The organism is Phocaeicola coprocola, assembly GCF_041333015.1.
In the GTDB taxonomy this organism is placed as follows: Bacteria; Bacteroidota; Bacteroidia; order Bacteroidales; family Bacteroidaceae; genus Phocaeicola; species Phocaeicola coprocola.
This window is the reverse complement of sequence record NZ_JBGKGM010000001.1, coordinates 1421230-1446399: the sequence shown is the minus strand read 5'-3', so window position 1 is coordinate 1446399 and position 25170 is coordinate 1421230. Positions and strand designations below refer to the sequence as shown.

20 protein-coding genes are annotated in these 25170 nt (G+C 40.6%); 11 read left to right on the top strand and 9 right to left on the bottom strand.

From position 1 onward, the window contains the following. Positions 1–57: 57 nt before the first annotated feature. From rsmA to ACDG22_RS06025, 3 genes are all read left to right on the top strand, one after another. The gene (gene rsmA, locus ACDG22_RS06035; RefSeq protein WP_007565308.1) at positions 58–846 is read left to right on the top strand and encodes a 16S rRNA (adenine(1518)-N(6)/adenine(1519)-N(6))-dimethyltransferase RsmA; all 789 of its coding nucleotides are present in this window, start codon (positions 58–60) and stop codon (positions 844–846) included. A 3-nt stretch (positions 847–849) separates the two neighbouring features. Next, positions 850–2190, top strand: coding sequence for a magnesium transporter (mgtE, locus tag ACDG22_RS06030; RefSeq protein WP_007565306.1), 1341 nt, complete (start codon positions 850–852; stop codon positions 2188–2190). 194 nt (positions 2191–2384) lie between these two features. Then, the gene (locus tag ACDG22_RS06025; RefSeq protein WP_007565304.1) at positions 2385–4187 is read left to right on the top strand and encodes a DUF349 domain-containing protein; all 1803 of its coding nucleotides are present in this window, start codon (positions 2385–2387) and stop codon (positions 4185–4187) included. 175 nt (positions 4188–4362) lie between these two features. Here ACDG22_RS06025 and ACDG22_RS06020 read toward each other — a convergent pair whose 3' ends face one another. From ACDG22_RS06020 to ACDG22_RS06010, 3 genes are read right to left on the bottom strand one after another with little or no spacing between them, the layout of a single operon-like run. Continuing rightward, complete coding sequence (locus ACDG22_RS06020) at positions 4363–4674, bottom strand: hypothetical protein (protein WP_007565303.1); 312 nt, start codon at positions 4672–4674, stop codon at positions 4363–4365. 22 nt (positions 4675–4696) lie between these two features. Next, a complete protein-coding gene (locus ACDG22_RS06015; RefSeq protein ID WP_270230156.1) occupies positions 4697–5605 on the bottom strand; it encodes an outer membrane beta-barrel protein in 909 nt (302 codons plus the stop codon). Then, on the bottom strand, positions 5508–7352 hold the full coding sequence (locus ACDG22_RS06010) for a carboxypeptidase-like regulatory domain-containing protein (protein WP_270230155.1): 1845 nt from the start codon (positions 7350–7352) through the stop codon (positions 5508–5510). Before ACDG22_RS06010 ends, ACDG22_RS06015 begins: the two co-directional genes overlap by 98 nt. A 266-nt stretch (positions 7353–7618) precedes the next feature. Between ACDG22_RS06010 and ACDG22_RS06005 the strand changes: the two genes are divergently transcribed. From ACDG22_RS06005 to ACDG22_RS05975, 7 genes are all read left to right on the top strand, one after another. Further along, a complete protein-coding gene (locus ACDG22_RS06005; RefSeq protein WP_270230154.1) occupies positions 7619–8650 on the top strand; it encodes a sensor histidine kinase in 1032 nt (343 codons plus the stop codon). After that, positions 8647–9354: a LytR/AlgR family response regulator transcription factor gene (locus ACDG22_RS06000; RefSeq protein ID WP_007565297.1), complete on the top strand. Its 708-nt coding sequence runs from the start codon at positions 8647–8649 to the stop codon at positions 9352–9354. Before ACDG22_RS06005 ends, ACDG22_RS06000 begins: the two co-directional genes overlap by 4 nt. Positions 9355–9518: 164 nt before the next feature. After that, positions 9519–10814 (top strand): cardiolipin synthase, encoded by a 1296-nt coding sequence (cls, locus tag ACDG22_RS05995; RefSeq protein WP_270230153.1) that lies wholly within the window; start codon positions 9519–9521, stop codon positions 10812–10814. A 110-nt stretch (positions 10815–10924) separates the two neighbouring features. Next, positions 10925–11878 carry a methylenetetrahydrofolate reductase [NAD(P)H] gene (gene metF, locus ACDG22_RS05990; RefSeq protein WP_007565293.1) on the top strand — a complete coding sequence of 318 codons (954 nt, stop codon included), beginning with the start codon at positions 10925–10927 and terminating at the stop codon, positions 11876–11878. 2 nt (positions 11879–11880) lie between these two features. Continuing rightward, on the top strand, positions 11881–13005 hold the full coding sequence (locus tag ACDG22_RS05985; RefSeq protein WP_007565291.1) for a DNA polymerase III subunit: 1125 nt from the start codon (positions 11881–11883) through the stop codon (positions 13003–13005). 4 nt (positions 13006–13009) lie between these two features. Continuing rightward, positions 13010–14455, top strand: coding sequence for a PSP1 domain-containing protein (locus tag ACDG22_RS05980; RefSeq protein ID WP_007565290.1), 1446 nt, complete (start codon positions 13010–13012; stop codon positions 14453–14455). Continuing rightward, positions 14452–14961 (top strand): gliding motility lipoprotein GldH, encoded by a 510-nt coding sequence (locus ACDG22_RS05975; protein WP_007565288.1) that lies wholly within the window; start codon positions 14452–14454, stop codon positions 14959–14961. The genes ACDG22_RS05980 and ACDG22_RS05975 overlap by 4 nt, the downstream gene beginning before the upstream one ends. Here the strand turns inward: ACDG22_RS05975 and rodA are convergent. The 6 genes from rodA to purH all read right to left on the bottom strand — a co-directional run bounded on the left by rodA (position 14920) and on the right by purH (position 22346). Beyond that, complete coding sequence (rodA, locus tag ACDG22_RS05970; RefSeq protein ID WP_007565287.1) at positions 14920–16374, bottom strand: rod shape-determining protein RodA; 1455 nt, start codon at positions 16372–16374, stop codon at positions 14920–14922. The two genes, ACDG22_RS05975 and rodA, sit on opposite strands and share 42 nt — an antisense overlap. Then, positions 16355–18205 carry a penicillin-binding protein 2 gene (gene mrdA, locus ACDG22_RS05965; RefSeq protein WP_270230151.1) on the bottom strand — a complete coding sequence of 617 codons (1851 nt, stop codon included), beginning with the start codon at positions 18203–18205 and terminating at the stop codon, positions 16355–16357. The genes rodA and mrdA overlap by 20 nt, the downstream gene beginning before the upstream one ends. Next, positions 18205–18705, bottom strand: coding sequence for a rod shape-determining protein MreD (mreD, locus tag ACDG22_RS05960; RefSeq protein WP_007565282.1), 501 nt, complete (start codon positions 18703–18705; stop codon positions 18205–18207). Before mreD ends, mrdA begins: the two co-directional genes overlap by 1 nt. Positions 18706–18710: 5 nt before the next feature. Beyond that, complete coding sequence (gene mreC / locus ACDG22_RS05955) at positions 18711–19550, bottom strand: rod shape-determining protein MreC (RefSeq protein WP_270230150.1); 840 nt, start codon at positions 19548–19550, stop codon at positions 18711–18713. A 98-nt stretch (positions 19551–19648) separates the two neighbouring features. Further along, complete coding sequence (locus ACDG22_RS05950) at positions 19649–20671, bottom strand: rod shape-determining protein (RefSeq protein WP_007565278.1); 1023 nt, start codon at positions 20669–20671, stop codon at positions 19649–19651. A 148-nt stretch (positions 20672–20819) separates the two neighbouring features. Continuing rightward, positions 20820–22346 (bottom strand): bifunctional phosphoribosylaminoimidazolecarboxamide formyltransferase/IMP cyclohydrolase, encoded by a 1527-nt coding sequence (gene purH, locus ACDG22_RS05945; protein WP_007565276.1) that lies wholly within the window; start codon positions 22344–22346, stop codon positions 20820–20822. Positions 22347–22544: 198 nt separating this feature from the next. On the opposite strand from purH, the gene ACDG22_RS05940 reads away from it, so the two are divergent. Then, positions 22545–24833 (top strand): inorganic phosphate transporter, encoded by a 2289-nt coding sequence (locus ACDG22_RS05940; protein ID WP_270230149.1) that lies wholly within the window; start codon positions 22545–22547, stop codon positions 24831–24833. Positions 24834–25170: the final 337 nt, after the last annotated feature.

Here is a 25170-nt window from a genome sequence, read left to right as displayed (position 1 = left end):
CAAAGATAATATCTTGCTAGAATAAATCTTTATTTATATCGAGAAAATACATACGGAATGAAATTAGTTAAACCGAAAAAGTTCTTAGGACAGCACTTTCTGAAAGACTTGCAAGTGGCAAAAGACATAGCCGATACAGTAGATACCTGCCCTGACCTGCCGATATTGGAAGTAGGACCTGGTATGGGAGTGTTGACGCAATTTCTCATCCCGAAAGGAAGACCGGTAAAGGTAGTAGAACTGGATTTTGAATCAGTTGCTTACCTACGGGAGAATTTTGCAGAGCTGGGTGACAATATTATTGAACAGGACTTTCTGAAAATGGATTTATCTGCTCTGTTCAATGGAAACCCTTTTGTCCTGACAGGTAACTATCCGTATAATATCTCCAGCCAGATATTTTTTAAAATGCTCGATTACAAAGATCTGATACCTTGCTGTACAGGCATGATACAGAAAGAAGTAGCCGAACGTATCGCCGCTTGTCCGGGAAACAAGACATACGGTATTCTGAGCGTACTGATTCAGGCTTGGTATAAAGTAGAATATCTGTTTACCGTACACGAGCATGTGTTTAATCCTCCTCCCAAGGTTAAAAGTGCCGTAATACGCATGACACGCAACGAAACCAAGGAGCTGGGATGTAACGAGAAGCTGTTCAAGCAAATAGTAAAAACTACGTTCAACCAACGTCGCAAGACATTGCGTAACTCCATTTCTCCGATACTGGAAAAAGGAAACCCACTCAGTGCAGATCCTATATTCAACAAACGTCCGGAACAGTTATCGGTAGAAGACTTCATAGAATTGACCAACCGGGTGGAACAGGCACTCGCAACTGAGTAAGGTATGGAAAGCGAAGAAATTAAAAAGGTATCAGAACTGATCGAAAATAAAAAATCGGAGGAACTAAAAGAGTTTCTGCAAGAACTGCATCCAGCCGATATTGCCGAATTGTGCGATGAACTTGATGCAGAAGAAGCGCGCTCCATTTATCTGTTACTCGACAATGAAAAAGCTGCCGACGTACTGATTGAAATGGATGAAGACGCGCGTAAGAAATTCCTCGAAATATTGCCTTCGGAAACTATTGCCAAACGTTTTGTCGACTACATGGACTCTGATGATGCTGTAGACATCATCCGTGACATGGACGAGGACAAGCAGGAGGAAATTCTTTCGCACATCGAAGACATCGAACAGGCAGGCGACATTGTAGATCTGTTGAAATACGATGAAGATACAGCCGGTGGTTTGATGGGTACAGAAATGGTTATCGTAAATGAAAACTGGAGTATGCCCGAATGCCTTCGCGAAATGAGAATTCAGGCCGAGGAAATGGACGAAATCTACTATGTGTATGTAGTAGATGACGATGAACGGTTGCGTGGAGTATTTCCTTTAAAGAAAATGATCACCAGCCCATCGGTTTCGAAAGTAAAGCATGTAATGAAAAAAGATCCGATATCGGTACATGTAGATACCCCGCTGGAAGAAGTAGTACAAGTCATCGAGAAATACGACTTAGTGGCTGTTCCGGTAGTAGACAGTATCGGACGCCTGGTAGGACGTATTACAGTAGACGACGTAATGGATGAAGTTCGCGAACAGGCCGAAAGAGATTACCAGTTGGCTTCCGGTTTGTCACAGGACGTAGAATCGCACGATAATGTATTCCGTCAGACAACGGCACGTCTCCCCTGGCTGCTCATTGGTATGCTGGGAGGTATCGGAAACTCCATGATATTGGGTAATTTTGATACAACTTTTGCGGCACATCCCGAAATGGCCCTGTATATTCCGCTTATCGGTGGAACAGGAGGAAATGTAGGAACACAATCGTCTGCTCTTGTCGTTCAGGGACTTGCCAACAGTTCGCTCGACTCTGGAAATACTTTTCAGCAAATATTAAAGGAATCGGTCGTTGCTCTTATTAATGCAACAATCATTTCCATGCTGGTATATATTTACAACTTTATCCGTTTTGGAGCGACCGCTACAGTCAGTTATTCTGTTTCCATCAGCCTGTTTGCCGTAGTTATGTTTGCTTCTATTTTCGGTACACTCGTTCCCATGACACTGGAAAAACTGAAAATTGATCCGGCAATTGCTACCGGACCGTTTATATCAATCACCAATGACATTATAGGTATGATGATGTACATGGGAATCACCGTATTGCTTTCTTAAATATTTTCATACATGGAGGCTTGTTCTTATAAATACTGAAACAGCCTCCATGCCTTTTATTCTTAATAAGGAATCCCCAAAACTTATTTAATGCAAAAAAATTTAGAAAAAAATATTGAAAATCAGATTTTATTCTTTTAATTTGTAACTACGGATTAAGATAAGCCGACATAATTCTTTAAAATCTATATACGATGGAAGTAAATGAAACAACCCGTCCACTAACTGAAGTTCCGGCAGAAAACACTCCCGAAACTCCGGTTTCTACTGTTGAGAATGATGAAAAGACGTTGTATTCTCCAAAACAAACGCAAGAAGAAGTAATAGAACGCTTAACAGAAATCAACAATAATACCTGCGATGCAGACAAACAAGAAATAGACTACCTGAAACAAACGTTCTACAAATTGCACAAAAGCGAGCAAGATACAGCGAGAAAGAACTTTATCGAGCAAGGCGGAAACCCTGAAGATTTCACTCCGGCCCCCGACCCGCTGGAAGCTAAATTCAAGGAAATCATGAGTTCCATCAAAGAGAAACGTAGTGTTATGGCAGCAGAACAGGAACAGGAAAAAGAAGAAAACCTGCAAAAGAAGCTCGAAATCCTGGAAAAAATGAAAGCGCTTACCGAAAATACGGAAGATACAGGAAAGATCTATAACGAATTTAAGCAGCTTCAGCAGAAATGGAATGAAATCAAACAGATTCCTGTTGGTAAAATAAACGAATTGTGGAAAACATATCAGCTTTACACTGAAAAGTTCTATGACATGGTAAAGCTTAACAATGAATTCCGTGAATATGATTTCAAAAAGAATCTGGAACAGAAAACTTATCTGTGTGAAGCAGCCGAAAAACTGGCAGAAGAACCAGATGTTGTATCAGCTTTCCATCAATTACAAAAATTACATCAGGAATTCCGCAGTATCGGTCCTGTTGCCAAAGAACTGCGTGAAAGTATCTGGGCACGGTTTAAAGCCGCTTCTTCAGCAGTAAACCGCCGCCATCAGCAACACTTTGAAGCTCTGAAGGAAAAAGAACAGAATAACCTGGACCAGAAGACTGTTATCTGCGAAATTGTAGAGTCAATGGAATATGATACATTCAAGACTTTCGCCGACTGGGAAGACAAAACTCAGGAAATTCTCGCTTTGCAAGCTAAATGGAAAACTATCGGATATGCTCCGCAAAAGATGAATGTGAAAATATTCGAACGTTTCCGTGCTGCCTGCGATGAGTTTTTCAAACGAAAAGCTGCTTTCTTCAAGTCTGTAAAAGAAAGCATGGTCGAAAATCTTGAAAAGAAAAAAGCTTTATGCGAAAAGGCAGAAGCTCTGAAAGACAGCACTGACTGGAAAGAAACTGCAGAAATTCTGACTAAATTGCAGAAAGAATGGAAAAACATCGGTCCTGTTGCCAAAAAGCATTCAGACGCTGTATGGAAACGCTTTATCGGAGCTTGCGATTATTTCTTTGCACAAAAGAATAAAGCTACTTCTTCACAACGCTCGGTAGAGTTTGAAAACATGGCAAAGAAAGAGGAAATCATCAAACAGCTGGCTGCACTTGACGCATCGGGAACAACAGATGAAACAACATCGGAACAAACACGTGCTTTAATGAAAGAATGGAACAGCATAGGTCATGTTCCGTTCAAAGAAAAAGACCGTTTATACAATGAGTTCCACGGCTTGATAGACAAACTGTTTGACAAACTGAATATTTCAGCTTCTGAAAAGAAATTAAGTAATTTCAAATCGGGTTTGAATAAAGGTGATAACTTATACCGTGACCGTGAAAAACTGGTACGTACATACGAAGGGTTGAAAAATGACATTCAGACTTATGAAAATAATTTAGGATTTTTATCGTCTGCTTCGAAAAAAGGTAATACCCTTGTAACTGAAATTACCCGTAAGATTGAACGCTTGAAAGGTGAAATGGAACTGGTTTTGAAAAAAATACAAGCTATCGATGAAAAGCTGAACGAAGAATAAACCAAACGAAATTCATATTTTAGAATAAGAGTACCGATTTACCCAAAAAGTCGGTACTTTTTATTTATTAGCCCTAAACTGAAGAATACAAATTTCCAGACTATTATCTACAAAAAATTCCTTCAGACAATCCAGTGAAGATATCTGAAGGAATAGATAACAGGAGTTTTTACTATCAGGAACGTTTACGTTGCGGACGTTCCTTTTTCATCTGTTCGAAAGCTTCTTTCTGTTCATCTGTCAGCAAAGAAGTGATTTTCTCATTTAGCTTTTCCATTTCACTTCTCCGCTCCTCACGTGAAAGTTCTTTCTTGAAAAATTCCGTATAAAGTTCAGTAATCTGCTTTTCCTGCTCATCAGTCAGGTTCAGCTTCTTGCCAAGCTTTTCTACTATCTGTTCTGGAGTACGAGTTCCTCCTCTGCGCTGAGCATCAACTGTATGTATGCCCAGTAAGGCTACTAAAGCCAGAAAAATAATTTTCTTCATGACAATTGTCTTTTAGTAATATTTATCGAATCGTATATACAAAACTTATCATAGCATAAGGTTTCGGTACATTGCTGTTGATATAATCGTAATAGTTGCTTCCGATACTATGAGTAAAAGCCTGATTCTGCTTCAGCACATCAAAAGCTTCCACCCTGATTTCGGCTGCATTGTTTTTCAGGAATTTTTTACCTAGTGACAGATTCCATAAGAAATAATCTTCTGCACCTGTATCCAGACCAGTATATCCGATATAATCGAACGTACTGCGGAAAGTAAGTCCCCAGAAGAATGTCCATCCCAACTTTGCCGAAGCTGTATGAGTAACATAATCACTACCTGTAGCAGTATCCAAAGAGCTGAACATCTTATTGATACCAGCTGAATAAGACGCAGTAAAATCAAGGTTATTACTTATATTGCTACCAATAATAATCTTCGGTATCAGATTCAGTTCACGCGTCTTACTTTCTATTCCGTCGAAAATAGTAGGTACATTGGCATAATTAGCCGAAAGACTGAGGTTGATATTACTCCGAATAAAATCAATAGGGAAACCATAAGTCAGCATCGACTGCAAACTATAGTAACCATCCATATTTACCGGACGAGTAAACTGTGCTCCCTTACTCAGTGTGACCGACGGAGTAAGCTCCATATCTTCTTTTGCAACGAAAGTACTGTCGGCTACATAATCTTGTTGTATGGTAGCCCCAACCATGGCAATAAACGTATGTCCAGACTTTGTCGTACGCAAATAACGCAGATTTGCCGTATGTGACAACTGCTGGTCGAGGTCCGGATTTCCCGCAGAAAGAAAAAGCGGATTGGAATTATCTATAACATTCTGCAAGCTCGTAACCGAAGGAGCAGATGATTTGCTGCGATAACGTAACTGTAGCGAATTGGTCCGATCTAAAGAATAACGCATGGTAAACGATGGCAATATAGAAAAATACCTGTGCGACAAATTGTCTGCCTGCGGATAGACCTCTCAAATCTGCCCATTGTGCATCAACTCCCAGCATAGCATTGAATTTACCGGCACGATAACGAAGTCCTACACTTCCTGCCTGAGTTAGATAGCCCGACTGATACTCATTCGACAGGCTTTCATCCAACTGATCGTAAAGATCGCTCACCGCAGACTTCTTATACGTCTTACGGTCATTTTCTGAATCGGTATAACTCAACTTATATCCTAGCTGCAACTGCATATAGTCGGTTAACCTTTCCGTATAACTCAGATTAGAGCGCAAGGTATATTGACGGTTCAATGTCTGCTTCCACTGACTGTAGCTGTCTGTTTCCGACAAGCCGTCGGCACTATACAATGTATTAAGATAATCTGTATATGTATTTCCATCGGTATTGCTCATTTTCCCACTGAGCATCAACGACAGGGTACGTCCTTCCTTCAGGAAACGATGACGCAAGATAAGGTCAGCTCCAACATTGTAAGCATCATTTTCTCCCAACGTAGCAGTTTCAGTTTCATTATCAGACATGCCATTCAACAGATTCAGTCCCTGAAGCAATCCATGCCTGTCATTATTCTGAAAGCTCAGTGTTGGACGAAACTGTAACGAGGTTCTATTACTTATCTGATAATCCAGTTTCATATTAAAACGATGGTTCCAGTTCTTCATAGAGCTTTCCTGATACTCACTGTAAGTCATTCCAGGAAGAGATGAGTCGAAATATTCACGTTCGGTCTGCTGCTGTGTCAGATTGTCCGACTGATTAAAAAAGTAACTGCCTGTCACCTTCCATTTTTCTCCCCACTGATCCACATAGTTTATACCAAGTCCGTTCGACGAAGTAACACCTCCTGTACTGCCTACCATAAAATCAGAAGCATTTCCACCGAAAGCACCTCCACGTCCTCCGTTACGACCACCTCCACGCCGCTTGCCACTTGCTCCAGAAGACATAACTCCCGCTAAATCCTCCTGCGAGAAGTTCTGCTGGTTCACATTGTTCGACATACCCAACAATGAAATACGACGATCTTCATTGAAGAAATTTACAGTACCGTATCCTGCCGACACTTCACCAAAAGTTCCCTGGCGGAATCCTCCCTTCGTCACAATATTGATAGTTTTTATTTCTTCGCCATCATCGAACCCGGTAAATTCTGCCTGCTCACTTTTTTTATCGAAGACCTTGATACCTGCAATAATATCAGAAGGTAAATTCTTAATGGCGAGATTCACATCTCCATCGAAAAATTCCTTCCCATCTACTAGCACCTTTTTCACTTCCTCTCCTTGAGCCTGAATACTTCCACCTTCTACAACAATCCCCGGCATCTTAGCCAATAAATCTTCGGCTGAACTTCCTTGCATTACTTTAAAGGCCTCAGCATTATACAGCAAACTGTCGCCTTTCTGCTCGGCACGTGTAGCACGCGCATTAACAGATACCTCATCCAGCAGATTTACATCCTCGCGCATCGTTACATTAACCTTTTTTTCTCCAGAGGAAGGAATAATCACGGCTTCCTTATATGTTTTATATCCTACATATGAAATCTGTAGCGTATAAGTACCTGCCGGAAGTTTCTTAAATTGAAACATTCCTTTCAGATCGGTAGATGTATAATTGATTTTTCCATCCCCAGCTATCAGTTGAACCGTAGCCGAAATCAATCTCTCTCTACTCTTCTGATCTGTCACAACTCCCGAAAGTGTCTGTGCAAAAACAGAGAGTGAACATAATAAAGCAACTCCTAAAAAACAAATCTTACCCTCGTAAACATACTCACTTTATATAATTTTTTCCTATTCGATTTCTTTACTTCAACAAAAATAATCTACTTGCAAATACAAAATATGTTCTCTCAACAAAGTAGTGGTAAACAACATCAATGTAGTGGTGAACACCACTTTGCTTATTTCTTCAAACCGGCAGAAACTTTTATTTTTGCAAAAAAGAACAAGTTATGTGGCAAATTAAAAAGTTACCGTTTTACATCGATCTGATATTCTGTCTGGTGTTATTACCGGCTATGATGACCTTGCTGCCTATCGAACGATGGCTGATAAACAATTCACTATTCGTATACCTGTTGGTTTCATGGTTGTATATCGTATATATCCTGAACCGCCGCTTTATCATGCCTTTTATGTTTGCCGGGAAAAAACGTTTTTGGATGGCTGTTTCTCTTATTTTACTTACAGCTGTTGGTACTTACCTCATAACTCGCTATCAAATGGAAGTCCCGTTACACCACATGAAACGTACCCGACTTTTACAACATATCCCCAAAATCAAACTTCAGCAACAAGCTGTATGGTTTCTGTATGTAGTTGTGATTGCCTTTAGTGCAGCTGTAGGACTACTGACTCAACTTTATCACCAAATAATGGAACGACAAGCTGTAGAATTTGAGAAGAAAAAAGCCGAACTGGCACTTTACAAAGCACAGATTAATCCTCATTTTCTTTTCAATAATCTGAATACTCTATATGCTATGGTAGTAACAGGATCTCCTAAAACGGAAGATGCCTTTATTCAATTTATCAATCTGATGAAATATATGTATGCCAATAATACAAAAGATAAAATTCCTCTACACATTGAAGTAGAATACATTCGTCAGTATATAGAACTCCAAAAATATCGAATAGCAGAAAACTTTGATGTTCATTTTTCTTATGTACACGATGAAACGGAACAAATGAATATAGTCCCTATGATTCTGATTACCTTTGTCGAAAATGTATTTAAACACGGTGTATCTTCTCATAAAAAAGGAGAGGCGTATATTACCATTCGCGCAGAAAAAGGAGAATTATTATTGGCAACAAACAATCCTTTATTAAACCATCCGGACTCAAAAGCATCCAAAGGAATAGGAATAGAAAACTGCAAAAAGCGCCTCGATCTTCTTTATCCGAACAGGTATAGTTTGTTTACAGGAGAAAGAGAGGGGAAATATGCCGTCACACTGAGTATCAATTTAAGACAATGAACATAAAATGTATAGCAATCGATGATGAACCAATGGCGCTGGAAATCATATCCAGCTTCTGCCAGCGCCATGGAAATATAGAACTGACAGTCTTTACCAATCCGATTGCAGGCATTGAACAGGTCAAGAAAATAAAACCCAATATTCTTTTCCTTGACATAGAGATGGAAGACATCAATGGAAGAGATCTGGCTCGTGACCTCCCTCACGAAGTAATGTTGATTTTTACAACAGCCTATGCACAATACGCTCTCGATGGCTTTGAATTGAATGCTATAGATTTTCTTCACAAACCATTCTCGTATGCTCGTTTTGAAAAAGCAGTACAAAAAGCTATAGAGCTACAAACACTACAACAACTTTCCGCTCAACCAACATTTACAGACGAGTATATCACACTAAAAGTGGAATACAAAAATACAAATATCCAACTGAAAGATATTCTATATATAGAATCGATGGATAACTATGTGCGTATTCATCTCACCAGTCAGCCGACTCTAACTTCACAAATGAGTTTGAAAACGCTACAGGAACTTTTGCCCGAAGAAAAATTTATACGAGTACACAAATCCTTCGTTGTTCCAATCTATCGGATTGCCAGTTATACTTCGAAAGAGATTCTTTTATATAATGGAATCAAAATTCCTGTAGGCAGAAGTTATAGTAAATATCTGAAAGATAAAAATTCAAAAATGGCATAAGATACAAGATATCAATAAAATTAAGCAGAAGAAAAGAAGTGCAGAAAAGTCATTTCATCTGATTTTACAGTCAAATAGTAACAATTTGGAGAAAAGCAAATAAAGTCATGACGGTTTCTTGATTAAAATCCATATTTTTGCACCTCACAAAAACTACCAAATGCATGAATGACTACAAATTTCACAAAAAATTTCTTTGTTTAATTTTACTGATTGTGAAATTCGGCTTACCTTGCCATGCGCAATCATCCATCATTGCGGAAAAAGATTCTACTTATCTGCCAGCTGATTCGCTATTTGCCAGATATCTGCATAGCCAGAATGTAGCAATCATAAATAACAATGACCTGAAGCTGCTGCCCAGTGGCAGAGAAAAATTTAACGACCTTTTTGAAGAAATCAAAAAGGCAAAGCATCATATACATCTGGAATACTTCAATTTCAGAAATGACTCTATCGGAAATGCATTGTTTGACTTGCTTGCGGAGAAAGTAAAAGACGGAGTGAAGGTACGAGCTATGTTCGATGCCTTCGGAAATATGTCAAACAACCGTCCGCTTCGTAAAAGACTACTTAAAGATTTAAGTAAAAGAGGGATAGAGATTATTACATTCGACCCTATTACTTTCCCGTATGTCAATCATGCAGCTAGTCGTGACCACCAAAAAATTATAGTCATAGACGGTAAAGTAGGATATACAGGAGGTATGAACATTGCCGATTATTATATAAACGGACTTCCCAAAATCGGCGCATGGAGAGATATGCATATCCGTATCAAAGGACCTGCCGTTGAAAAATTGCAGGAAGTTTTCCTCACAATGTGGAATAAGGAAACCAAACAGCAAATCGGAGGAGACGAATATTTTCCATTCGGGGAAGATTCATTGAATGCAGCTCCTGTACATGCGGGACATCAGGTAGCAATCGTACAGCGGGCTCCCAAAATATCTCCTGAAGCAATGAGACATGCATATATTGCAGCCATCAATTCGGCCGAACGGAAAATACAGATTATCAATCCTTATTTCACCCCGACATCCAGCATTCGCCGTGCCATTGAAAAAGCTGTCGACCGTGGAGTCAGAATAGAAATCATGATTCCCGGAAAGTCGGATATCAGCTTCACACCCGATGCAGGATTTTATCTTGCTAACCAACTAAGAAAGAAGGGAGCGCATATTTATGTTTACAACGGAGGATTCCATCATTCTAAAGTCATGATGGTAGACGAACGATTCTGTACCGTAGGTAGTACAAACCTGAACAGCCGGAGTTTACGATATGATTACGAGATAAATGCATTCGTTTTCGATTTGCCTGTTACAGCACAACTGACTGATATATTCAGTGCCGACAAACAGAACAGTACGATCATGACTAAAGAGGTTTACAAAAAACGAACTCCATGGAAACGATTTGTCGGATGGTTCGCTCATTTGTTTACTCCTGTACTCTGATTATCGGTCAGTAAATTAAAAAAATTAAGAAACATTCTCCCATTAAGTACAATATTTTTCTTATTTTTGCCAAATATGTAACACGCCTGACAAGGCGCAAAAAAAGCAAAATGAGAGTAATCGACTTAATAAAATCACCTGAAAAGACAGCCTTTTCATTCGAGATTCTTCCTCCGCTGAAAGGCACTGGGATAGAGAAATTATATGAAACAATCGATTCGTTGCGCGAATTCGATCCTAAATACATAAACATCACTACCCATCGAAGCGAATATATATATCGCGAACTGGGTAATGGTCTTTATGAGCGCAAACGAATCCGTCGTCGTCCCGGTACAGTAGCGGTAGCAGCTGCCATACAGAACAAATACAATATTACGGTAGTTCCACACATATTATGTAGCGGATTTACACGTGAAGATACAGAGTATGTATTATTAGATTTACAGTTTTTGGGAATCACTGATTTATTGATTCTGCGTGGTGATAAAGCCAAACATGAACAAGTATTCACTCCTGAGCCAGGAGGGTATGCACATGCCATAGAACTGGAACATCAAATCAATGATTTTAATCAAGGTGTATTCGTCGACGGATCACCAATCAAGGCTCCTGTACATCCATTCAGCTATGGAGTAGCCTGTTATCCGGAGAAACACGAGGAAGCTCCCAATATGGAACAAGATATCTACTGGCTGAAAAAGAAAGTAGAAGCTGGAGCCGAGTACGCTGTAACTCAATTATTCTATGACAACCGGAAATTTTTCGAATTTGTAGATCGTGTCCGTCAGGAAGGTATTGATATTCCTATTATTCCGGGAATTAAACCGTTCAGTAAGTTGTCACAGCTGTCCGTTGTTCCCAAAACATTTAAAGTTGATTTACCTCAGGAACTGGCATTGGAAGCTTTAAAATGTCAAACAGATGAAGAAGCTCGCCAGCTGGGAGTAGAATGGTGCATCAATCAATGTCGTGAGTTGATAGCTCATGGTGTACCTAGTATTCATTTTTACACCGTAGGGGCAACAGAAAGCGTACGCCGTGTAGCTAAAGAAATTTATTAACTGTGTTTTTCAAAGACGTCATAGGACAAACCGAGGCAAAACGCCATTTGTTGACACTCGTACACGAAGGACGAGTGCCCCATGCCATATTGTTTTGCGGAGCAGAAGGTACAGGGAAATTACCTCTGGCATTAGCGTTAACTCGCTATCTGTGTTGTGAAAATCCGGGTGAAGAAGATGCCTGCGGAAAATGTCCTTCATGCATAAAAATGAACAAACTGGTTCATCCTGACGTACATTTTGCTTTTCCGGTAATAAAGAAAAAAGCAGGACGCGACACCGTTTCTGACGATTTTATAGATGTCTGGCGACAACAGTTGATTGACTCTCCTTATTTTTCACTGGCAAACTGGCTGGCACGTATGGGAGCCGAAAATCAGCAAGCGCAGATCTTTGTCCGCGAAAGCGATGAAATACAACGCAAGCTTTCACTGAAAGCCGGAGAAGGCAGTTACAAAATCATGATTATATGGCTTCCGGAAAAGATGAATGCAGAGTGTGGAAACAAATTGCTCAAATTGTTGGAAGAACCACCAGCCTACACAATCTTTTTATTGGTTAGCGAGGCTCCCGAAAGCATTTTGCCAACACTTACGAGCCGTATGCAGCGCTTTAACCTGCCTCCACTTAACGAAGAAGATATTGCCGGACTATTACGTACACGTTATATGCTTCAGCCAGAAGATGCTTCCGACATTGCACATTTATCTGCCGGGAGTGTACTGCGGGCTATAGAAAACATACACTTAGGAGAAGAGAACCGACTTTTCTTTGAATTGTTCACTTCACTGATGAGATTAGCTTATGCACGTCGGCTCAAGGAAATGAAAGCCTGGAGTGAACAAGTTGCAGCTTTAGGCAGAGAAAGGCAGAAAAATCTGCTAGCCTATTGCCAACGTATGATACGAGAAAACTTTATATATAACTTCCACCACTCGGAAATGAACTATTTAGGACGTGAAGAAGCACAATTTGCCTCACGATTCGCTCCTTTTGTAAACGAAAGAAATGTGATAGGTATCATGGAAGAATTGGAGGAAGCCGGACGACACATCGAACAAAACGTAAATCCCAAATTTGTTTTTTTCGATTTCGCCCTGAAAATGATTGTACTATTAAAGAATTGAAACTATGAGCAAATTTATATTGAAAAACGGAAGCGGTTCTTTATGCTGCAAGGGCTGCGGACGACAAGATAACAAGCTGAACACTTACGACTGGATGGCAGATATCCCTGGCAACAGTGAAGAGCAGGATATGGTAGAGGTTCAATTCAAAAATACCCGCAAAGGATATTTCAAGAACAGTAACCATCTGAAACTGGAAAAGGGAGATATCGTAGCAGTAGAAGCCAGCCCCGGACACGATATCGGCACAGTTACACTGACTGGCCGACTCGTACCTTTACAAATGCGTAAAGCAAACATCAAGCCTGATGCTGAGATACGCCGAGTATACCGTAAGGCTAAGCCTGTCGACATGGAAAAATATGAAGAAGCTAAAAGTCGTGAACATGCAACAATGATTCGTTCACGCCAGATTGCTGCGGACTTAGGGCTTCAAATGAAAATCGGTGACGTAGAGTATCAAGGTGACGGAAATAAAGCTATTTTCTACTACATTGCTGATGAGCGTGTCGACTTCCGCCAGCTAATCAAAGTCTTGGCAGAAGCTTTTCGTGTGCGTATCGAGATGAAACAGATTGGTGCACGTCAGGAAGCCGGACGCATCGGGGGTATTGGCCCATGCGGACGTGAATTATGCTGTGCTACATGGATGACAAACTTTATCTCTGTATCTACAGGAGCAGCACGTTATCAGGATATATCACTTAATCCTCAAAAACTGGCAGGACAGTGCGCAAAACTGAAATGTTGCCTCAACTACGAAGTAGATGCCTATGTAGAATGCCAGAAACGACTCCCGAGTAAAGAAATCACACTCGAAACACTGGATGCTACATATTATTACTTCAAAGCAGATATTTTAAAAGGAGAAATCATTTATTCTACCGATAAGAGTTTCCTTGCCAATGAAGTAACGCTTACAGCACGCCGTGCTTTTGAGGTTATCAATATGAACCGTAGAGGTGAGAAACCTGAAAAGCTTAATGACAACGGAATGCATGAACCTGCACGTCCGAAAGATTTGCTGGAACAAGAAAGCGTAACCCGCTTCGATAAAAGCCGGAACAGCAAGAACCGTAAAAAGAAGAAAAACGGAGAAAACCGTCAACAACCGGTTCAGGAAAATAATTCTCAGAAGGCTTTACCCAACAATGCTGCCGGTCAGGAAAAAGGAGAAAATACAGCTAAAATAGCAGTTAATGCTACAACTGCTAATAATGTTCCATCCAATTCAGGCAAAGATAACAGACGAAAAGAAGAACGTCAAGGAGAAAAACGCAGAGAAAAAGGAAATCGTCCGCCTAAACAACAAGGAGCAGCTCCAAATCCTTCCGATAAACAAGCTAACCAACCAGAAGCTCGTGCTCAGCAACCGCAGCCGGAAGGAAACAAGCAAGCCAACAATCGCCCGCGCCGACAGGGACGAAAGAATAACAATGAGATAGTATGACCACACGAAAAACTTCATCATATATTCGCATCGCAGGGGGAATAATCTGTTTACTATTCTCCCTTGCGGCATGCGATAACCAAACCATTTACCATACTTATCAAAACCTGAGTATTGAGGGCTGGAAAAAGACAGATACCCTGAAATACCAGTTACCTGCTCAATTGGCAGGAAAACAATACGACTTAGAAGTAGGACTACGACATACAGAAAACTATCCTTATCAAGATATATGGATGGAAATATTATATCCGCTTAGTCCCGACAGACATCCCGATACCCTCCATATCACACTGGCAGACAAACAAGGCAACTGGAAAGGAAATGGAACTTCCAGCAATTTATACCAGTATACCTCCCCTCACCACCCTGTCACTTTTTCTCCATCCGACAGTATGGTTCAGATAATACACATCATGCGAGATGAGCCTTTAAAAGGTATCAGTGATGTAGGCATACGCTTATTACCGTTCACGAGCAGCATCAATACGCAGAAAGACAAATAATAAAATTGTAAAGCCCCAAAGCGAAGATCCTCCGTAACTAAAGAAAGGAAGCGGTATACCGATGACTGGAGTTAACCCTAACACCATGCCTACATTAACAAACAGGTGAAAAAAGAAAATACTTAACACACTATATCCATATACTCTTCCAAAACGGGTACTCTGACGTTCAGCCAAATAAATCAAACGCCATATTAATGAAGCAAACAAAAGAATAACGAAAGTAGAACCCACAAATCCTTTTTCTTCTCCTACCGTACAAAAAATAAAATCAGTATCCTGTTCAGGGACATACTTCAGTTTTGTCTGAGTACCGTTCAGAAAGCCTTTACCAAGAAAACCTCCAGATCCAATGGCGATTTTACTTTGATTTACATTATATCCAGCTCCCGTCGGATCGTCTTCCATACCCAATAATACCTTTATACGAATCTGCTGGTGAGGTTCCAGTACTTCATTGAACACATAATCGGCAGAAAAAAGGAAACCTACCGAACCAATGGTAAAAACCAATATATACAGATAATTACGAATACGTTCATGCAGGAATAAATAGACCAGATAAATACATAAGGCTGCACAAACACCTCCCTGCAAATAAACGACATCAAACGGAATGACATAAAGCGAAAAAAGCCATCCCAATAACATCGATCCCAATCCAAATGAAAGTATATAGACTACAGTTCGATCGCTATTCTTACAATATGCTTTGACCAATAAGGCAGAAAACAATATAATTAACCCCAATACGGCAAATTCTCCCAATGAAGTGAGTCCATCTGCCATCAGTTCATTGCTGAAACGAATACCGACAATAAAATAAATAATGGCACATACACCAGCAAACAAGATGGAACCGGTCATACCTTCTCTATAGAGAACAAGAAAAAATGATAAGTAAACCAATGCCGAACCCGTTTCTTTCTGACAGACTATCAGCACCATAGGGATAAGAATTATAGCAAGACATACCAGCATGTTTCTACCCCGCTCGATAGAAAAGGTATACTCGCCCATATATTTTGCCAAAGCTAAAGCTGTTGCAAACTTCGCAAACTCTGCGGGCTGTAAACTCACAGGTCCCAATACAATCCACGAACGTGATCCTTTTATCTCATGTGGATTAAATATTGTTCCAAAAAGCAACAACAACAAAATACCGTATATCAGATAAGCATAAGTATCATACAAACGTTCTTCAAGCATCAACAAAACAAAACCTAAAGTCAAGGAACATCCAATCCACATCAACTGCTTTCCGGCACGTGTAGTAAAGTTCAGAAAATCAGGATCACCATAATCATAACTGGCTCCGCACACACTGAACCATCCACATACGATCAGCACCATGTAAAGAGCTATCGTCCACCAGTCAACTGTTTTCCATAAACTATCTTTCCTGTAAGCCATAATCAATTCTTCGGTTTTGAATATCGGTTGCCAACGCCTCGTCTTCCGCAGTCAGCTTACCAGTCAAATACTTTTCTATCACCAATTTTCCGATAGGAACCCCATATGTGGCTCCCCATCCTCCATTCTCTACATAAACAGCAATTGCTATCTTCGGATTATTCATCGGAGCAAATCCCATAAATGCAGAATGGTCCTTTCCATGATTTTGCGCTGTACCCGTTTTTCCGCAGATTTCCAGTTCTGGAATATTTGCCGTACGGCATGTACCTCCAAGCACAGCCGAACGCATGCCTTGTACAACTTCTTCATAATGCCCTTTATCTACTTTCGTATACCGGCGAGTTGTATAAATCGAATCAATAGACTCTCCTTCTATTTCCTTTACGACATGAGGAGTTACAAAATATCCCCGATTGGCTATAGTAGCACCCAAGTTGGCAATCTGTAATGGAGTAGCAGTAACTTCTCCCTGTCCGATTGAAATACTAATAATAGTCAAACCATTCCATGAACGGCGGTATGCCTTATCATAATACTGTGCATTAGGAATCATTCCACGTTTTTCTCCCGGCAAGTCAATTCCCAACTGATAGCCAAATCCCATTGAAACCATGTAATCACGCCAGGTATTCATGGCCTTCTGCACAGAACCATATTTCTGTCGTGCACCAATCATATAATACAATCCCCAGCAAAAATAACCATTACAAGAAGTTGCAATGGCAGGAATCAAAGACAGAGGCGAGGGATGAGCATGACATCCCACATGAAGTCCACGGTAAGAGAATCCTCCAGAGCATGGATACATGGTTCCTGTATTAATAATTCCTTCCTGAAGAAAAGTCAAGGCCTGAGTAGTTTTAAAAGTAGATCCCGGAGGGTAAGCTCCCATTATAGCACGGTTCAGCAAGGGTTTCCAAGGGTCCTTTGACATAGCTAAATGATTCTTTCCTCTGTCACGTCCAATCATCAGACTGGGATCATAAGTTGGCGATGAAACAAGGCATAGTACCTCACCCGTAGAAGGCTCAATAGCAACAATACTTCCAATTTTCCCTTCCAGCAGCCTTTCACCCAACATCTGAAGCTCAATATCCAGACTTAATGTCAGGTTCTTGCCAGGAACAGGAGCTTTATCAAATTTTCCTTCCATATAATTGCCCTGAATGCGGCCATGCGCATCACGAAGCAGTACTTCAACTCCCTTTTCTCCTCGAAGTTGTTTCTCATAAGAGCGTTCCACTCCCAGCTTTCCAATAAAATCACCGGGCAGATAATATTCATCGTCCTCCATTTCCTGTTTGGAAACTTCCCCTATATCTCCTAATATATGTGCCCCCGAATTGTAATTATACTGACGAATAGTACGTCTTTGAATATAAAAACCGGGAAATTTAAAAAGCTTCTCTTGAAAAACCCCACAGTCTTCAGCTGAAAGTTGGGTAAGAAAGACTTGATTGGTATAAGGCGAATAACCAGGATTTAAACGACGATCTTTCAGATCGCGAAACTTACGCCGTAAAAATTCAGGGGTAATCCTCAGCGTACGACACAAGTCCAGCGTATCCAGTGAAGTAATTTCCTTCATTACCACCGTAATATCATAAGCAGGCTGATTATAAACCAACAGCTTACCCGTACGGTCGTATATTACTCCACGACTCGGATATTGGATTTTTTTCAGAAAGGCATTACTGTCTGCATTCTTTCTATAATCGTCACTCAATATTTGTAAGGCAAACAAGCGAATGATAAAAAGAACAACTACCGTCAGCACGACGCCACCTATTACATATCTTCTTTTTGCCAGCTTATAATTTCTATCCACTACTTCTTCCTCCTTATAGTGTCTATACAAATAATACCGACAATCGTCATCAATGTATCTGTCAGAATTTTCCACATCAGCTCACTCATGCGGAAAAAGGTAAAAGCATCGATAACCTGCAAAGTCACAATAAATACCACCGTTTCACTCAGAACATACCTGAAAAACGGATAGAATCCCATTGAGCGAATACCGGGAACATAATCGTCAGTCACATCACGAAGCATCTGCATACGCAGTAACGGACGACGGGTAAAAGCCATCATTGTAGCCGCTGCCGCATTCATGCCAGGAGTATTACTAAATATATCAATGCAAAGTCCAATAAAGAATGCCTGCAACAACAACGATTTACGCGGAGTTTCAGCATTCAATATCAATATATAATAGATATAAAGCATAGGAGTTGCATAGCCTAAGATATGCACATGGTTCAGTACCAGTACCTGAAGCAGTACCAGAAACACAAACCAGCCCAGTCTATGTAAGAACAATACCATATCCTTTATTTTATATTATCTTCGAGTACAGCCTGTTCTGACTGTCCACGAGCACTAATCACATTTACATCGTTCAGACGAGCAAAATCGGTAAACAGTTTTACTTTCAACACATACGACAACCCGTCATGACTATCCATTATATCATCTACCACTCCCACAGGAATACCTTCCGGAAATACAGCACTATGCCCGCTAGTCACGACTGTATCGCCTAACGAGAACTCAGAATGTCGCGGAATATCCCTAAGCCAGGCATAAAGTGAAGAACCTCCACTCCATTTTAAAGAACCGAAATAATCTGTCCGACGTATTTTACAACTGATACTGCTTTTCGAATTCAAGACTGGTAAAACAATGGCATAATGAGCCGAAGTCTGATATACAATGCCAACAATTCCATTTCCGCTCACTACCCCCATTTCAGCACAAATACTATCAGCAGAACCCTTATTGATTGTTATGTAATTATCAACGTGTGTCAAACTGTTATTCACCACCTGAGCCGGATAGATAGAATAATCAGCCAGCACATCTTTATAATTCTTTTCTACTTCGGTAGTATCGCGTGTATAAGCTTTAAGTGCTTTACTCAAAGACTCAACTTGCAATTCCAGTTCTACATTACGGCGTACCAAATCACGGTTTACCGTATGCAACCCGAAATAAGAAGTAATTTCGCTGGCTACTTCATAAATGTTTCCGGCAATACGATTGGCTGAAGTAAAAAAGACACTCCCCTGATAGCTGTTGAAACGAAACAGCAAAATGAAGCTCACTACCTCTAAGAAGACAAAGAGCAGCCAATAATCATATTTCAATAAAAAGTTTAGCAGATTTCGCATACCTACAACCTATCAGAGAAGAGAAATATCAAGATTAACGCGGAGCCATAATCTTTCAAGGCCCCGCAACTTCCATAAATAATGCTTCAATGGAAGTTTTATCTCATCAAGAATGAAAAACGATCGACGTTCTTCAGTGCAATACCTGTACCTTTAGCTACACTCAGCAAGGGGTCTTCGGCTATATGGAACGGAATATTGATCTTGTCAGTCAAACGTTTATCGAGTCCACGCAACAATGCGCCACCACCAGCCAGATAAATACCGTTGCTCACGATATCAGCATACAATTCTGGAGGAGTATTTTCCAATGCGCTCAGAATTGCAGTCTCTATCTTAGCAATGCTCTTTTCCAGACAATGAGCAATTTCCTGGTAACAAACCGGAACTTCCATCGGCAATGCAGTAATTCGGTTAGGTCCACGCACGATATAGTCTTCCGGAGCATCCTCTCCCAAATCTGTCAAGGCAGCTCCCACATGAATCTTGATACGTTCTGCCATACGTTCACTCACCTTCACATTATGCTGACGGCTCATATATTCCTGAATATCGGCTGTCAAATCATCTCCGGCGATACGGATAGAATTGTTCGACACAATACCTCCCAATGAAATAACCGCAATTTCGGTAGAACCACCACCTATATCTACAATCATATTACCTTCCGGAGCTTCTACATCCAATCCGATACCGATAGCAGCTGCCATTGGCTCAAAAATCAGATATACATCACGTCCGCCCGCATGTTCAGCACTATCGCGTACTGCTCTCAGCTCTACTTCAGTAGAACCAGAAGGAACACCAATCACCATACGAAGTGAAGGAGTAAACAAACGGCGCCCCGTATTCACTTTCTTTATCAAACCACGCATCATCTGCTCGCACGCATTAAAGTCGGCAATCACACCATCACGAAGCGGGCGCACAGTGCGGATGTTTGGGTTTTCCTTTTCATACATCAGTTTTGCACGTTCACCGACAGCAATCATTTTGTCAGTGCGACGGTCGAGTGCTACCACCGATGGCTCATCCACTACAATCTTGTCATTGCTCAATATAATGGTATTGGCAGTTCCAAGATCCATTGCTATTTCTTGTGTAAAAGAAAATAATCCCATAATCTTTCTTCTCTGTAATAAAAGGATCTTATTAAATTAATATGGAAAATATAAATATATAATGAAGAATAAAGACTTATACAGCCTCGCCTCATGCAATTCCCCACGGAAAGCCTTTATTCCTCATTATTTATATTCCTTGTAAATATTAATGCTTGAAATGACGCACTCCAGTAATGACCATAGCTACACCATGTTCATTGCAATACTGGAAAGTGAGTTCATCTTTCACTGAGCCACCCGGCTGGATGACAGCTTTAATACCTTCCTTATCTGCAAGTTCTACACAGTCGGGGAAGGGGAAGAAAGCATCACTGGCCATAACAGCACCATTCAGGTCGAATCCGAAAGACTTAGCTTTTTCGATAGCCTGCTTCAATGCATCAACGCGTGAAGTCTGACCAACTCCACTAGCTACAAGCTGTTTTCCTTTAGCCAGTACAATTGCATTGCTCTTACTTTGTTTTACAATCTTGTTAGCAAAAAGCATATCGTCTATTTCAGCATCCGAAGGAGCTTTTTCAGAAACCTGTTTCAAATCGTCACGAGTTTCAGTCTTCAAATCACGATCCTGAACCAATACACCGTTCAACAAAGAACGGAACTGTTTTTTCGGAGTTTCAGCTTCTTTGCGAACCAGAATGATGCGATTCTTCTTTTGAGTAAGAATCTGTAAAGCATCTACATCGTAATCAGGAGCAATAATAACTTCGAAGAACAAACCATTGATTTCTTCGGCTGTAGCACGGTCTACTACAGTATTTGTTACAAGCACACCACCGAAAGCAGAAACAGGATCTCCTGCCAATGCAGCACGCCAGGCATCTACCAATACAGGACGAGAAGCCAGACCACAAGCATTATTGTGCTTCAGGATAGCAAATGTTGTTTCTCCCTTGAACTCATCAATCAAATCAACTGCTGCATTGATGTCAAGCAGATTGTTGTATGAAATTTCTTTTCCATGAATCTGATCGAACATCTTGTTCAAATCGCCGAAGAAAACACCTTTCTGATGAGGATTTTCACCATAGCGCAATACTTTCGGTTCTTCAGCAGCACAACGGAATGCAGAATCTTCACCTCCATCGAACCATCCGAAGATAGCTGAATCATAATGAGAAGAAACGGCAAATGCTTCTTTAGCAAACCAGCGACGTTCTTCACGAGTAGTAACCGCACCGTTTTCTGTAATGATATCAAGGAACGGCTTATACTGAGCTTTACTTGCTACGATAACTACATCATTGAAGTTTTTCGCTGCTGCACGAATCAATGAGATACCACCTATGTCAATCTTTTCGATAATAGACTGAGCATCGGCTCCTGAAGCAACTGTATCTTCAAACGGATAAAGATCGACAATCACCAGATCTATTTCAGGTATTTCATACTGAGTAACCTGCTGACGGTCTTCTTCCAGTTCACGACGGCATAAAATACCACCAAACACTTTCGGATGAAGTGTCTTTACGCGACCACCCAGAATAGAAGGATATCCAGTCAGATCTTCCACTGCATGACAGGGATAACCCAAACTTTCAATAAAATGACGTGTACCGCCGGTAGACAAAAATTCTACACCTTCTTCCGCCAAACGACGAATGATTGCATCTAAACCATCCTTATGGTATACCGATACCAAGGCAGTTTTTATTCTCTTTGACTCTGACATTGCTATAATATTTTAGTAATTACTATAATAATTCTATGTTTAGGGCACAAAGTTACGAATTTCCAGTAGATAAACATGCGAAGAAATTCTAAAAAATCCCTTTTTCATTTTGTAACACGATTGTAACATTTATGACATTTCAATATAATACCCCCTGCATACCTTTGCGACACTGAAAAATTCATTTTATAGTAGTATATGGAAACTCTTTACTTGGGAATTGTAATTTTCCTTTTTATGCTGGCAATATTCGACCTTCTGGTAGGTGTCAGCAATGATGCAGTTAACTTCATGAACTCCGCCGTAGGTGCAAAGGTTGCCCGGTACAGGACAATTATCATTGTAGCGGCAGTCGGCGTTTTTGCCGGAGCTATTTTGAGTAACGGCATGATGGACATCGCCCGGCACGGCATTTTCCAACCCGCCAATTTCAGTTTCTATGAAATTATGTGTATCCTGCTTGCCGTCATGGTAACGGATGTTGTGCTGCTGGACGTATTTAACACGCTGGGGTTACCTACCTCAACCACCGTTTCAATGGTATTCGAATTATTGGGAGGTACATTTATTCTGGCTATTCTGAAAATTATCGGCGATGAAACCGGTCTTCTTTCATTGGGAGATATGATGAACACCGAAAAAGCATTGTCCGTTATCATGGGTATCTTCCTCTCTGTCGCTATCGCATTTATTGCCGGAACTCTTGTTCAGTATATATCCCGAATCATTTTCAGTTTCAACTATAAAAAACATCTTTCCTGGACAATTGGTATATTCGGAGGAATTTCAGTCACATCACTTTCATATTTCGTTCTGATCAAAGGCTTGAAAAGTGCACCGTTTATGAGTGCTGAATCACTTGCCTGGATAGATCAAAACACGACATTACTTGTAGCCGGATGCTTTGTTTTCTTTACATTGCTAATGCAGATTCTTCACTGGTGTAAGGTAAACGTATTCCGCATCATCGTATTACTCGGTACTTTCGCACTGGCTCTGGCTTTTGCTGGAAACGACCTTGTAAACTTTATCGGTGTACCTCTTGCCGGTTTCTCAGCTTATACCGACTACGTTGCCAATTCGAACGGTGCAGGTATACACGACTTCATGATGAGTTCTCTTATGTCATCTGCCAAGACTCCGGCCATCTTCCTGCTTGCTTCGGGTATCATCATGGTATATGCACTTGCTACCTCTAAGAAAGCTAAAAACGTAATCAAGACATCTGTCGACCTGGCACGTCAGGAAGAGGGTGACGAAATGTTCGGCTCATCTGCTCTGGCACGTACCATCGTACGCCGCGCCACAACGATTAATGAATTCATGGTAAAAGTAATTCCGGTAGGAATGCGCCGCTGGATAGACAGCCGTTTCAACAAGGATGAAGTTATCCTGGAAAATGGAGCAGCATTCGATATGGTTCGTGCAGCAGTCAATCTGGTACTTTCTGGTTTGTTGATCATTATCGGTACAACAATGAAGTTGCCGCTTTCTACTACATACGTTACCTTTATCGTAGCTATGGGTTCTTCACTTGCCGACCGTGCTTGGGGACGTGAAAGCGCTGTATACCGTATCACTGGAATGCTGTCAGTTATCGGCGGATGGTTCATTACAGCTTTCGTAGCCTTTACTATCTGTGCACTGGTTACTGCCATCATGTTCTACACTAGCTTTGTTGGAATGTTTATCTTCATCTGTGTTGCAGTATTCTTGCTGGTTCGCAGTAACATTAAATACAGCAAGAAAGAAAAGGCAGAACAGCAGGACGATACGTTCAAACGTATGATGGCAAGCAAAGACAAAGCAGAAGTCTTGTCACTGCTCCGTCTGCACGTGAAAGAAACATTGACCGACTACATCAACTATACCGAACAGGCTTATATGCAAGTAACCGACGGATTCATCAACGAAGACTTGAAACAGTTGAAGAAAGTAATGAGTTCAACCGACGATCAAAAGAAAATGTTGAAAAAACGTCGTCGTAAAGAAATTCTCGGTTTACGTCGTATACCTATTCCTATTGCTATCGAAAAGAATACATGGTTCCACCTGGGAAGTAACAGCTGCGAACAGATGTTATACTGCTTGAAGCGTATTTGTGAACCTTGTAAGGAACACGTAGACAACAACTTCAACCCGATATCAAAAGATTGCATCGCAGAATTCTTACCAATACGTGAAGAACTCTGTCAGCTGATGGATCGTACTCAAACAGTCATCGAAAACAACAACTATGCCGAAGCCGATGATATTTTAGTAAAAGGTGATGCTTTGAAGAATAAGATATCAGCATTGCGCAAACAGCAGATGAACCGCATGCAGGAAGCAGACAGCACAAGCCTGAAAGCTTCGATGGTATATCTGAACATTCTTCAGGAATCACAAGAGTTGGTAAGTATCTGGCGACACCTGCTTCGTGCCAGCCGTTTCTTCCAGGGAGATTATGTTCCTCAGGAAGCACAGATGCTTAGCTTAACAGAATAAGATCCTGATTATAAGAATGCTAGAAGTCTCAAAATAAATCGTACAAAAGCTTCTGTATTTTGTACAAAAAATAAAAAAACATCAGCATGTTTTCCCCAAAATATGCTGATGTTTTTTTTATTCTTCCCGATAAATTGAAAAGACAGCCATATCGGGTAGCTACAAAAACAAAAACAATATCCTGAAATGATACGGCTTTTTTGTAACTTTGCAGACAGAAGTTACGAAAAGAGTGTAATTTATTGGAAATGAGCATTGGGTAATCGCTCATAATAGTAATAGGTTACGAATTAGTTAGTTATCTACTGCATTATTCTTCTGTGCGTTGCGTAACCTT

What these genes read in the sequence shown, in the direction of transcription:
- ACDG22_RS05950 (WP_007565278.1), bottom strand. Translation starts at nt 20,671, where the DNA reads ATGGGATTATTTTCTTTTACACAAGAAATAGCAATGGATCTTGGAACT.
- metF (WP_007565293.1), top strand. Translation starts at nt 10,925, where the DNA reads ATGAGAGTAATCGACTTAATAAAATCACCTGAAAAGACAGCCTTTTCA.
- ACDG22_RS06020 (WP_007565303.1), bottom strand. Translation starts at nt 4,674, where the DNA reads ATGAAGAAAATTATTTTTCTGGCTTTAGTAGCCTTACTGGGCATACAT.
- cls (WP_270230153.1), top strand. Translation starts at nt 9,519, where the DNA reads ATGAATGACTACAAATTTCACAAAAAATTTCTTTGTTTAATTTTACTG.
- ACDG22_RS06005 (WP_270230154.1), top strand. Translation starts at nt 7,619, where the DNA reads ATGTGGCAAATTAAAAAGTTACCGTTTTACATCGATCTGATATTCTGT.
- mreC (WP_270230150.1), bottom strand. Translation starts at nt 19,550, where the DNA reads ATGCGAAATCTGCTAAACTTTTTATTGAAATATGATTATTGGCTGCTC.
- ACDG22_RS06025 (WP_007565304.1), top strand. Translation starts at nt 2,385, where the DNA reads ATGGAAGTAAATGAAACAACCCGTCCACTAACTGAAGTTCCGGCAGAA.
- rsmA (WP_007565308.1), top strand. Translation starts at nt 58, where the DNA reads ATGAAATTAGTTAAACCGAAAAAGTTCTTAGGACAGCACTTTCTGAAA.
- purH (WP_007565276.1), bottom strand. Translation starts at nt 22,346, where the DNA reads ATGTCAGAGTCAAAGAGAATAAAAACTGCCTTGGTATCGGTATACCAT.
- mgtE (WP_007565306.1), top strand. Translation starts at nt 850, where the DNA reads ATGGAAAGCGAAGAAATTAAAAAGGTATCAGAACTGATCGAAAATAAA.
- ACDG22_RS05940 (WP_270230149.1), top strand. Translation starts at nt 22,545, where the DNA reads ATGGAAACTCTTTACTTGGGAATTGTAATTTTCCTTTTTATGCTGGCA.
- mreD (WP_007565282.1), bottom strand. Translation starts at nt 18,705, where the DNA reads ATGGTATTGTTCTTACATAGACTGGGCTGGTTTGTGTTTCTGGTACTG.
- ACDG22_RS06000 (WP_007565297.1), top strand. Translation starts at nt 8,647, where the DNA reads ATGAACATAAAATGTATAGCAATCGATGATGAACCAATGGCGCTGGAA.
- ACDG22_RS06015 (WP_270230156.1), bottom strand. Translation starts at nt 5,605, where the DNA reads ATGCGTTATTCTTTAGATCGGACCAATTCGCTACAGTTACGTTATCGC.
- rodA (WP_007565287.1), bottom strand. Translation starts at nt 16,374, where the DNA reads ATGGCTTACAGGAAAGATAGTTTATGGAAAACAGTTGACTGGTGGACG.
- ACDG22_RS05980 (WP_007565290.1), top strand. Translation starts at nt 13,010, where the DNA reads ATGAGCAAATTTATATTGAAAAACGGAAGCGGTTCTTTATGCTGCAAG.
- ACDG22_RS05975 (WP_007565288.1), top strand. Translation starts at nt 14,452, where the DNA reads ATGACCACACGAAAAACTTCATCATATATTCGCATCGCAGGGGGAATA.